This window comes from Kitasatospora sp. NPDC032121 (assembly GCF_055580145.1).
On the sequence record NZ_JBVILX010000002.1, the window covers coordinates 959,434 to 970,798 of the forward strand.

Genomic DNA, 11,365 nt, shown 5'->3' on the forward strand with positions numbered 1-11,365 from the left:
GGTAGTACGGGATACTGGGGTGCGGCCGGGGTGACCCGGTGGGCATGAGCAACAAAGCAGAAGGGCTCGAAGTGACTGAGATCGAGATCGGGCGAGGCAAGCGCGGCCGACGGGCGTACGCCTTCGACGACATCGCCGTCGTCCCCAGCCGGCGTACGCGTGACCCGAAGGAGGTCTCGATCGCCTGGCAGATCGACGCCTACCGCTTCGAGCTGCCGTTCCTGGCCGCCCCGATGGACAGCGTGGTCTCGCCGCAGCAGGCCATCCGGATCGGCCGCCTCGGCGGTCTGGGCGTGCTGAACCTCGAGGGCCTGTGGACCCGCTACGAGGACCCGCAGCCGCTGCTGGACGAGATCGCCGCGATCACCGACGAGTCCACCGCGACCCGCCGGCTCCAGGAGATCTACGCCGCGCCGATCCGCGCCGAGCTGATCAAGCAGCGGATCCAGGAGGTCCGCGACTCCGGCGTGGTCACCGCCGCCGCGCTGTCGCCGCAGCGCACCGCCGAGTTCTCCAAGGCCGTGGTGGACGCCGGCGTCGACGTCTTCGTCATCCGCGGCACCACCGTCTCGGCCGAGCACGTCTCCAGTGCCGCCGAGCCGCTCAACCTCAAGCAGTTCATCTACGAGCTGGACGTGCCGGTGATCGTCGGCGGGTGCGCCACGTACACCGCGGCGCTGCACCTGATGCGGACCGGCGCCGCCGGTGTGCTGGTCGGGTTCGGTGGGGGCGCGGCCCACACCACCCGGAACGTGCTGGGCATCCAGGTGCCGATGGCCACCGCCGTGGCCGACGTGGCGGCGGCCCGTCGTGACTACATGGACGAGTCCGGTGGGCGCTACGTGCACGTGATCGCCGACGGCGGGGTCGGGTACAGCGGGGACATCCCGAAGGCCGTCGCCTGCGGGGCGGACGCGGTGATGATCGGTGCGGCGCTGGCGCGGGCCACGGACGCTCCGGGCAAGGGGTTCCACTGGGGGATGGAGGCCGTCCACGAGGAGCTGCCGCGGGGCAAGCGGGTGGACCTCGGGACGGTCGGCAGCACCGAGGAGATCCTGACCGGGCCCTCGCACACTCCGGACGGGACCATGAACCTGTTCGGCGCGCTGCGGCGGGCGATGGCCACGACGGGGTACACGGAGCTCAAGGAGTTCCAGCGGGTCGAGGTGACGGTGAACCCGGCGCTGGACCACCGCTGACGTCGAGGTGTGGTGACGAGGGCCCCTGCCGGTGGTGGGGGCCTTCGGGCTTTTCGGGCGCGCGGGCTCCGGCCCGCGCGCCCGTGGGCTTTCCCCGGGCGAGGGGTGGTCAGCTGCGGTTGGCGGTGCGGCGGGTGAGGAGGTAGCCGCCGATGAGGGCGATCGCGTAGAAGGCGGCGTCGAGGGGGCGGAGGTCGGCGCGCCAGGTGGTGAGGGTGTCGTTCAGGAGGCCGTGGGGGGTGGGGGCTCCGGGGTGGACGCGGCGGAGGTGTTCGATCAGTTGGCCGAGGAGGAGGGCGCCGGCGGCGAGGAGGGCGCCGAGAGGGGGGAGTAAGCGGCCCTGGCCGCCGAGGCGGCCGAGCGGGAGGGCGACCAGGCCGGCGGGGGCGATGGCCAGCCAGCCGAGGCTGTCGGCGGCGCGCAGGGGGGCGCTGCCGTAGGCGAGGCCGCCGAGGAGCATGGCGAGCAGGGCCAGGGCCACGGCCAGGGCGGTGCGGCGGCGGGGGACGGGGCGGGGTGCGGGCTCGGCGGGTTCGAAGCCGGGGACGTGGGCACCGGGCATGCCGGGGGCGATGTAGCCCTCGGGGGCGGCCGGGAGCGGGGCGACCGAGTAGTGCTGGGCGGTGCGCGGCCGGGTCGATGGGCCGTCAGTGCCCGGTGCGGGTGCCGTCATGGGCGTCGAATCCCCCCGGAAAGACGATGAGCTGCCGAACGGTAGCAGTGACCGGGGCAGATCTTGGCGAGTTTTCGATCACAGATCGGGCACGGAGCGCCGTACCCGTTCCGGTTCGTCCCGGCTTGTGGCGGGGGGCGGGTGGTCGAGGGCCCTCGGGACAGGGGATGATGGAGGCTTGGGCGTTCGGGACCCAGGTCGGGCCGACGCGCCGTCACCACGACCGCCGGCAGCACATGGGGGAACGTTCCGAATGACCCAGGCGCAGGGTTCCACCGGCCGCCTCCTGGCGGGCCGCTACCGCCTGAACGGCGTGCTCGGGCGCGGTGGCATGGGTACGGTCTGGCGCGCCGAGGACGAGATGCTGGGCCGGACCGTCGCGGTCAAGGAACTGCGGATGAACGCCAGCGTCGAGGAGGAGGAGAAGCACCGGCTGATCACCCGGACGCTGCGCGAGGCGAAGGCGACCGCGCGGATCCGGCACAACTCGGCGGTGACGGTCTTCGACGTGGTCGACGAGGACGACCGGCCGTGGATCGTCATGGAGCTGGTCGAGTCCCGTTCGCTGGCCGACGTGGTGCGGGAGGATGGGCCGCTGTCGCCCGGCCGGGCCGCGGAGATCGCGCTGGACGTGCTGGGCGTGCTGAGCGCCGCGCACGCGCTGGGCATCCTGCACCGGGACGTCAAGCCGTCCAACGTACTGATCGGCGAGGACGGCCGGGTGGTGCTCACCGACTTCGGCATCGCCAGTGTGGAGGGCGACGCCTCGGTCACCTCGACCGGGATGCTGGTCGGCGCGCCCTCGTACATCTCGCCGGAGCGGGCCCGCGGGCAGAAGCCCGGGCCGCCGGCCGACCTGTGGTCGCTGGGCGGCACGCTGTACGCGATGGTCGAGGGACGGCCGCCGTACGACCGGGGCTCGGCGCTGGCCACGCTGACCGCGGTGATGACCGAGGACCTGGTCCCGCCGGTGAACGCCGGGCCGCTGCTGCCGGTGATCGAGGGGCTGCTGGCGAAGGACCCGGCCGAGCGGCTGGACGCCTCGCAGACCCGGTCGATGCTCAAGCGGGTGGTCGCGGAGTCGACCTCGCGGGCCGAGTCGACCACCCAGCACGCGGTGCCGTTGGAGAAGCCGGTCGAGGTTCCGGAGCCCGCGGAGAAGGAGAAGGAGAAGGAGCCGGAGCAGGCCGAGGACGGCCGCAAGCGTCCCGTGGGCGGGCTGCTGGGGACGGTGCGGGTCGGTAGCCGGGCGCAGGACGGGGAACCCGCCGAGAAGCCGTCGGGGGATCCGGCGCCGGAGTCGATCCGTCCGGTGACCAGCGAGTGGACGATGGGTGCGACCCAGGCGGCCGGGGCCGATCCGCGCACCGGCCGGCGGCGGCTGGCCATCGCCACCGTGATCGTGGTGCTGCTGCTGATCGCGGGCGTGGTGGCGGTGATCCGGATGGTCGGCAACGGGGACGCCGGGTCGGGCGACGGGGCCACGCGGAGCGCGGGGGCCACCGCGCCGGTGGTGGCCGGTACGGAGCCGGCGGCGAGCGAACCCGCGCCGGCGCCCGCCCAGCCGACCAGTGAGCCGGCCGCGGTGCCGGACGCGCCCGTGCAGTCCGCCGGTTCGCCGGCGGCTCCCGCGCAGCCCCCGGCGCCGGCGCCGGCGCAGCCCACACCTGCGCAGCCCGCGCCGGCGGGGGTGCCGGCCGGGTACCACGAGTACAAGGACCCGAGCGGCTTCTCGGTCGTGCTGCCGGACGGACTGCAGCCGACCGGGTCGGACGCCAACCGGCGGATCTTCAAGAACGCGGCCGACGGCAGCCAGCTGCGGATCGAGTGGACCACGTCGCCGGGGGCGAGCGCGGTCGCGGACTGGCAGGAGTCGGAGCCGAACGTCCGCGGTCAGGTCAGCAACTACCAGCGGCTGAACCTGGCGGCGATCACCTACCGGCAGTGGACCAACGCGGCGGACTGGGAGTGGACCAACGGCACGCCGAAGACGCACTCGCTCAACCGCGGCTTCGTGACCGGCACCCCGGCCAAGTACGGGTACTCGATCTACTGGATCGTCCCGGACACCGAGTGGGCCGCGCAGGCCCCGGTCCGGGACGTCGTGTTCAACAGCTTCCAGCCGGCGCCCTAGGGCCGGTTGACGACGGGCCCTAGCCGATCAGGCGCTGCTTGGCGCGGGTGAACTCGTCCTCGGTGAGGGCGCCGGAACCGCGCAGGGCGGCCAGGCGTTCCAGCTGGCCGATCAGCTGTTCGCCGGTGGCGTCCGCGGCCGGTGCGGTGGGGAGGGCCTTCGGGGTGTTGCGGGCGGTCCGGGCGGCGGCCCGGAGCTGTTCGGCGAAGAAGTCGGCCTTGACCACGTCCTCGAAGCGGTGTGAGCCGGTGAGCGCCACCACCAGGAGCACTTCGCCGTTGAGCTTGGTGCGGGTCACGGTGACGTCGGTGACGGCGGCGAGCGGAACCGGGACCGGCGGCTTCCCGTCCTTCAGGAAGAGCAGTCGATGGGTGGTCAGCACCAGCACTCCCTTGCGGAAGTGGTCGGGGTGGCGCCCGGCGGTCGAGGCGACCGGCTTCTCGCCGTCGATGATGTTCGCCTCGACGTTGCGGACCGCCTCGGCGCGGTTGCCCCTGCTGTTTCCGGACGCCTCGAAGGCGGTGTCGATCAGATCGGTCCAGTCCATGGGATCGAGCCTAAGGGAGCCGCTCAGTAGGCTGGTCGGCGAGCGAGAGGAACTGGCATGCGAGGCGGCCCCGGGTTGTTGCTGGCGGGGCGGTACCGGCTGACGGACCGTCCCGAACCGCTGCGCGCCCGCGCGGTGGACGAGCGGACCGGTGAGTCGGTGCTGCTGAGTGCCCTGGAGCTGCCGGCGGTGCTGACGGTGGGCCAGGATCCGGACGAGGCCGCCGCCGCGCGGGCGGACCGGCTGGTGCGGCGGGTGGCGGCGGTCGGTTCGGCCGCGCCGGTCGGGCACCCGCGGCTGCTGCGCGGGGTCGGCGCGTTCGTCGAGGACGAGCTGCTGTGGACGGTGGAGGAGCGGCCGGCCGGGTGGACGGTGGCCGAGCTGCTCGCCCAGGGACCGCTGCCGCCGTACCGGGCGGCCGAGTTGGCGGCGGACCTGGCCGGGGCGCTGCGGGCGCTGCACGCGGCCGGGCTGACCCACGGCGCCCTGACCGCGGAGTCGGTGCTGGTCTGCGAGGACGGCGCGGCGATGCTCGGCGGGCTGCTCGCCGGGGTGGCGGAGGAGGCCTTGGCCGAGGAGCTCGGCGGGCCGGGCGGGCGGCAGCGGTACGAGGTGCGGGCCACCCTGGTCGGCCCGGTGGCGGAGCGCTGGCCGTTGGACGGCGGCCCGGCGGGCGACTGCTGGGCGCTCGGGGTGCTGACGCAGCGACTGGTCACCGGCCGTGCGCCGTACCCGGAGCGGGACGTGCCGGAGTTGGTGACGGCCGTACGGGACGGGCGGCGGGAGCCCTCGGTGGTGTGCGGGCCGCTCGGGCCGCTGGTGGAGCGGCTGCTGCAGCCCGATCCGGTGCGGCGGCCGACGGCGGAGGCGGTGCGTGGGGAGCTGGCGGAGCTGTTGGCCGGGGCGCCGGAGCCGGTCGACGAGGAGCGGGCGGCGGCGGTCGCGGCTCTGGACCCGGCGGCGCCGGCGGTGCCGCGGCAGCCGCGGGTGCGGGGCGGGAGGGCCGGGCGTTCCGGGGCGCGGGGGAGTGCCCGAAAGGGCGGCAACGGCGGGGACTTCGGGGCAGGAAACGGGGCGAAGCCGCCCCGGATACCCCCCTCCCTCTTGGGGCCGCTGCTGGTGGGCGGAGTGTTTGTGCTGCTCGCGCTGGGAATTGTCGCGGTGGTGCTGTTCGCGGGCTGACGATCCGCTCGGATTCCGGTGTTGCGGTCCAGGGGGTGGGCGTGATTACCGGGGGCGGCAAGGTGCGCCTAATGTGTGCGTGGGATTTGTTCGAACAGTGGTCTGCACCAGGCCCTCCGTCGCGGTGACGGCAGGCGGAATGTGTGGGGGAGCGGGCGCAGATGGGCGTGCAGGACCGGCCGGAGGCGGCCGAGGCGGAGCGGTTGCTGGCCGGGCGGTACGAGCTCGGCGAGCGGCTCGGCCGGGGTGGCATGGGCACCGTCTGGCGGGCCTGGGACCGGATGCTCGACCGGGAGGTCGCGGTCAAGGAGCTGACCGTCAACCACCTGCCCGAGGAGGACCTCCAGATCCTGCACACCCGGATGAAGCGCGAGGCCAGCGCGGCCGCGCGGATCAAGCACCCCGGTGTGATCACCGTGCACGACGTGCTGGAGCAGGACGGCCGGCCGTGGATCGTGATGGAGCTGGTCGACGGCCGCTCGCTGGCCGACGTGATCAGCCAGGACGGCACCCTGCAGCCGCGCGCCGCCGCCGAGGTCGGCAGCCAGGTGCTGGCGGCGCTGCACCGCGGCCACCAGCTGGGCGTGCTGCACCGGGACGTGAAGCCGGCCAACGTGCTGCTGGAGCGCGGCACCGGGCGGGTGGTGCTGCTGGACTTCGGCATCGCGAAGTACGAGGGCTCGACCGAGCTGACCCGGCCGGGCGACCTGGTCGGCTCGCCGGACTACCTGGCGCCCGAGCGGGCCCAGGGCGAGCGGCCTGGGCCGGCCTCGGACCTGTGGGGCCTCGGGGCGACGCTGTACGCGGCGGTCGAGGGCCAGTCGCCGTTCCGGCGGGACTCGCCGATCACCACGCTCGCCGCGGTGGTGGACGAGCCGCTGCCGGAGTCGCGGCGGGCCGGGCCGCTGGGGCCGGTGCTGGCCGCGCTGATGGCCAAGGACCCGGCGGAGCGGCCGACCGCGGACGAGGCGGCCCGGATGCTGGCCGAGGTGCAGGCCGGGCACACGATGGGCCTGAAGTCGGTGGCGTCGGTGCGCACGCCCACCCAGTCGGTGCCGGTGGTGGACCGCAGCGAGGGGCCGACGCCCGCCGCGGAGCCGGTCGAGGGCTCCGAGGAGCCGACCGAGCCGAAGGCTCCTGCCCCCGCCGAACCGGACACCACCGAGGGCGCACAGGACGCGGCCCGGGCGCACACCGCGCCCGTCGCGCCGGTGCCGCACCCATACGCGCCTGCGCGCGGACCGGCCAAGCGCCGCAACCTGCTGAAGATCGTCGGCATAGCCGTGGGCGTCGGGCTGCTGGCCGCCGCGGGCACCTTCCTCGTCACCCGGCACGTGGTGGGCGGCGGCCCCGTCGAGGACCCGACGCCCACCGCGGTCGAGTCCACCGGGCCGGAGCCCACCAGCGACGCCTCCCCCGCGGTGGCGCCGCCCAACGGCTACCACTGGGTCGACGACCCGGCCGGCTTCCGCTTCCCGCTGCCGAACGGGACCCCGTCCTGGCAGCGGATCAGCTCCGGGGACAACCAGATCTACTACACCCCCGACGGCAAGGTGCACTACCTCCAGTTCGCCGTCACCGTCGGCCAGTCGGTCAAGCCGCTGGAGCACATGCGGCAGATGGAGACCAGCCTCTCCAAGTCGCTCAAGGACTACAAGCAGCACCGGATGGCCGGCACGGCGGTGAAGGGCCAGGAGGCGGCGGTCTGGGAGTTCAGCTACGCGGCCAAGGAGGGCGGCCGCCGGCGCGCGATCGAGACCGAGTTCATCAGCCAGGACGGCACCAGCTATGCGATCTACTCGTCCAGCCCGGAGAAGGGCAGCGAGTGGAACGAGGCCGAGCAGCGCTTCTACGCGGTGCTCAACAGCTTCACCCCGATCCGCTGACCGGTCCGGGCGGCGCCCGCTTTCACCCGACTGGGGCAGATTCTTGTTACCGACGGGTACCGGACCGGCCGCCGAGCGCCTAGGCTGCGCCGTATGTCGGACCTCACAGCAGATGTAGTGGCCACCGAACACCCCGGCGCCGGCAACCCGGCGGCCCCCGGCGGCGGCCGGACCGTCACCGCGGCCGTTCCGCCGTCCCTGGTCGCCAGGCTGGCCGCCGGCGTCACCGCCACCGGCGAGCCCGACCTGGTGGAGACCGTCGCCCCGCTGACCGGCGAACGGCTGGCCAGCCTGCCGCAGTCGACCCCGGCCGACGTCGAGGTCGCCTTCCAGCTAGCCCGCCGCGCCCAGGCCGCCTGGGCCGCGCTGCCGGTGCGCCGCCGGGCCGCCGTCCTGCTGCGCTTCCACGACCTGCTGCTCAGGCGGCAGGACGAGGTGCTGGACCTCATCCAGGCGGAGACCGGCAAGGCCCGGCTGCACGCCTTCGAGGAGGTGCTGGCCGTCGCCATGGCCGCCCGGCACTACGGACGGGCCGCGCACGGCTACCTCAAGGACAAGCGGCGCGGCGGCGCGCTGCCGGTGCTCACCCACGCCGTCGAGGCCCGCCGCCCCAAGGGCGTGGTCGGCCACATCTCGCCGTGGAACTACCCGCTGGAGCTGTCCATCGGCGACGCCCTGCCCGCCTTCGCGGCCGGCAACGCGGTGGTCAACAAGCCCGACACCCAGACCGCGCTGACCGCGCTGTGGGCCCGGGAGCTGCTGGTCGAGGCCGGGCTGCCGGCCGACCTGTGGCAGATCGTGATCGGCGACGGACCGGTGATCGGCCCCGCCGTGGTGGAGCACGCCGACTACGTCTCGTTCACCGGCTCCACCCGCACCGGCCGCGACGTCGCCCAGCGCGCCGCCGCCCGGCTGGTCGGCGCCTCGCTCGAACTCGGCGGCAAGAACGCCATGCTGGTGCTCGCCGACGCCGACCTCGACGCGGCCGCCGCGGGCGCCGTCCGGGCCTGCTTCTCCTCCGCCGGACAGCTGTGCATCTCGATCGAGCGGCTGCTGGTGCACCGCTCGGTGGCCGACGAGTTCCTGGAGCGCTTCGCCGCCCGCACCCGGGCGCTGCGCCTGGGCGGCGGCCTCGCGTACGGCGCGGACATGGGCTCGCTGGTCTCCGCCCGTCAGCTGGAGACCACCGCCCGGCACGTGGACGAGGCGGTCAAGGCGGGCGCCACCGTGGTGGCCGGCGGGCGCGCCCGGCCGGACCTCGGCCCGTTCTTCTTCGAGCCGACCATCCTCGACGGCGTCACCCCGGACATGGCGGTCTGCGCCGAGGAGACCTTCGGACCGGTCGTCTCCCTCTACCGCTTCGACACCGACGAGGAGGCGGTCGCCGCCGCCAACTCCACGCCGTACGGCCTGAACTCCAGCGTCTGGACCAGGGACCTGCGGCGCGGCCGGACGGTCGCGGCCCGGCTGCGCACCGGCACGGTCAACGTCAACGAGGCCTACGCCGCCGCGTACGGCTCGGTCGGCTCGCCGATGGGCGGCATGGGCGACTCCGGGCTGGGCCGCCGGCACGGCGCCGAGGGCATCCTGCGCTTCACCGAGGCGCAGACCATCGCGACCCAGCGGCTGGTGCCGCTCGCGCCCTCGTTCGGCCTGGACGACAAGCAGTTCGCCGCCGTGATGACCGGCGGGCTGCGGGCGCTCAAGGCGCTGCGCTTCAAGTAGGACCCGACCGCGAACCGGGCCCCGCCGGACGGTCGGGGCCCGGTTCGCGGTACCCACAGGCAGGTTCACCCGGCGAAGGAGCGGTGGCAGATGGTGCAGTCCGGCGGTGCGGCGGAGTTCGACTACGACGTGGTGGTGGTCGGGTCCGGCTTCGGCGGTTCGGTCGCGGCCCTGCGGCTGACCGAGAAGGGCTACCGGGTCGCCGTCCTGGAGGCCGGGCGGCGCTTCGACCGGGACGAACTGCCCAAGAACTCCTGGGACCTGCCGAACTACCTGTGGGCGCCGCAGCTCGGGCTGTACGGCATCCAGCGCATCCACCTGCTGGCCAACGTGCTGATCCTGGCCGGCGCCGGGGTCGGCGGCGGCTCGCTGAACTACGCCAACACGCTGTACGTGCCGCCGAAGGCCTTCTTCGAGGACCGGCAGTGGCGCCACATCACCGACTGGCAAGAGGAGTTGGCGCCGTTCTACGACCAGGCGCAGCGGATGCTCGGGGTCCGGCTCAACCCGACCGTCACCCCCTCGGACGTCCACCTCAAGGCGGCCGCCGAGCGGATGGGCGTCGGCGACACCTTCCACATGGCGCCGGTCGGGGTCTTCTTCGGCGACGGCGGGGACGCCGGGGGCAGTGCCAAGGCGGCGCCCGGCGGCGAGGTCGCCGACCCGTACTTCGGCGGCGCCGGCCCGGCCCGCAAGGCCTGTGTGGAGTGCGGCGAGTGCATGACCGGCTGCCGGCACGGCGCCAAGAACATGCTCACCGAGAACTACCTCCACCTGGCCGAGAAGGGCGGCGCGCAGATCCACCCGCTGACCACGGTGGCCCGGATCCGGGAGATCGGCGGGGCCGACGGGAGCCGCGGCTACGCGGTGGACGTGCGCCGCACCGACGCGCGCTCGAAGACCGACCGGGTGAAGGCGGGCGCGCGGACGATCACCGCGGCCCGGGTGGTCGTCGCGGCCGGCACCTACGGGACCCAGTCGCTGCTGCACCGGATGCGGGACGGCGGCCACCTGCCCCGGATCTCGGCGCGGCTGGGCGAGCTGACCCGCACCAACTCCGAGGCCCTGGTGGGCGCGCAGACCACCGACCGGCGCTACGGCGCCAAGGCGGACTTCACCAAGGGCGTCGCGATCACCTCCTCGATCCACCCGGACGCCAACACCCACATCGAGCCGGTCCGCTACGGCAAGGGCTCCAACGCGATGGGCGCGCTGTCCATCGCCCAGGTCAAGGGCGGCGGAACGATTCCGCGCTGGCTGCGCTACCTGGCGAACTCGGCGCTCCACCCGTTGACCTTCGCCCGTTCGATGGACCAGCGCCGCTGGTCCGAGAAGACGATCATCGGCCTGGTGATGCAGTCGCTGGACAACTCGATCACCGTCTCGCTGAAGAAGGGCCCGCTCGGCAAGGCCCGGCTCACCTCCACCCAGGGCCACGGCGAACCCAACCCGACCTGGATCCCGGCCGCCGAGCGGGGCGCCCAGGCGCTGGCCGACGAGATCAACGGCTTCGCCGGCAGCACCGTCGGCGAGATCTTCGACATCCCGATGACGGCGCACTTCCTGGGCGGCTGCCCGATCGGCGACGCCCCCGAGACCGGCGTGGTGGACCCGTACCACCGGCTGTACGGCTACCCCGGGATCAGCGTGGTGGACGGTTCGGCCGTCTCCGCCAACCTGGGCGTCAACCCCTCGCTCACCATCACCGCGCAGGCCGAGCGCGCCCTGTCGATGTGGCCGAACAAGGGCGAGGCGGACCCGCGCCCGGCCCAGGGCGAGGAGTACCGGCGGGTCGCGGCGGTCGCGCCGGTGCGGCCGGCCGTGCCGGAGGGCGCGTTCGGCGCGCTGCGGCTGCCGCTGCTGCCCGTCCCGGAGGTCCCGAAGAAGCGCGACTGAACCCGTCCGGCGGGCCAATCCGCCTGCCCCGGTTCCCGGTTGACAGCCGTTCGGGTCCGATGGGATAAACGGGCTCCCTGGGGCCGCCAGGGACTCGTCGATCGGGGGGAGCGCGGGCCATGG

The 11,365-nt window shown here is 74.1% G+C and carries 8 protein-coding genes; 6 read left to right on the forward strand and 2 right to left on the reverse strand.

Features of this window, described 5'->3' with window-relative positions; genetic code table 11:
- Positions 1 to 71 precede the first annotated feature (71 nt).
- Positions 72 to 1,199: a GuaB3 family IMP dehydrogenase-related protein gene (locus tag ACZ5OX_RS10285; RefSeq protein ID WP_392867258.1), complete on the forward strand. Its 1,128-nt coding sequence runs from the start codon at positions 72 to 74 to the stop codon at positions 1,197 to 1,199.
- 109 nt (positions 1,200 to 1,308) lie between these two features.
- On the opposite strand, the gene ACZ5OX_RS10290 is transcribed toward ACZ5OX_RS10285, so the two are convergent.
- Positions 1,309 to 1,872, reverse strand: coding sequence for a hypothetical protein (locus ACZ5OX_RS10290; RefSeq protein ID WP_465629479.1), 564 nt, complete (start codon positions 1,870 to 1,872; stop codon positions 1,309 to 1,311).
- A 253-nt stretch (positions 1,873 to 2,125) separates the two neighbouring features.
- Between ACZ5OX_RS10290 and ACZ5OX_RS10295 the strand changes: the two genes are divergently transcribed.
- Positions 2,126 to 4,006, forward strand: coding sequence for a serine/threonine-protein kinase (locus tag ACZ5OX_RS10295; RefSeq protein WP_465629480.1), 1,881 nt, complete (start codon positions 2,126 to 2,128; stop codon positions 4,004 to 4,006).
- Positions 4,007 to 4,025: 19 nt separating this feature from the next.
- Here ACZ5OX_RS10295 and ACZ5OX_RS10300 read toward each other — a convergent pair whose 3' ends face one another.
- Positions 4,026 to 4,553, reverse strand: a complete 528-nt coding sequence (locus ACZ5OX_RS10300; RefSeq protein WP_465629481.1) for an SHOCT domain-containing protein — start codon at positions 4,551 to 4,553, stop codon at positions 4,026 to 4,028.
- Positions 4,554 to 4,610: 57 nt separating this feature from the next.
- Here ACZ5OX_RS10300 and ACZ5OX_RS10305 point away from each other — a divergent pair, with 57 nt between their 5' ends.
- The 4 genes from ACZ5OX_RS10305 (at position 4,611) to ACZ5OX_RS10320 (ending at position 11,242) form a co-directional block, all read left to right on the forward strand.
- A complete protein-coding gene (locus tag ACZ5OX_RS10305; protein ID WP_465629482.1) occupies positions 4,611 to 5,735 on the forward strand; it encodes a protein kinase domain-containing protein in 1,125 nt (374 codons plus the stop codon).
- A 161-nt stretch (positions 5,736 to 5,896) separates the two neighbouring features.
- The gene (locus ACZ5OX_RS10310) at positions 5,897 to 7,621 is read left to right on the forward strand and encodes a protein kinase domain-containing protein (protein WP_465629483.1); all 1,725 of its coding nucleotides are present in this window, start codon (positions 5,897 to 5,899) and stop codon (positions 7,619 to 7,621) included.
- A gap of 93 nt (positions 7,622 to 7,714) precedes the next feature.
- Complete coding sequence (locus tag ACZ5OX_RS10315) at positions 7,715 to 9,346, forward strand: succinic semialdehyde dehydrogenase (protein WP_465629484.1); 1,632 nt, start codon at positions 7,715 to 7,717, stop codon at positions 9,344 to 9,346.
- Between the two features lie 90 nt (positions 9,347 to 9,436).
- A complete protein-coding gene (locus ACZ5OX_RS10320; RefSeq protein WP_465629485.1) occupies positions 9,437 to 11,242 on the forward strand; it encodes a GMC oxidoreductase in 1,806 nt (601 codons plus the stop codon).
- The last annotated feature ends 123 nt before the right edge of the window (positions 11,243 to 11,365 follow it).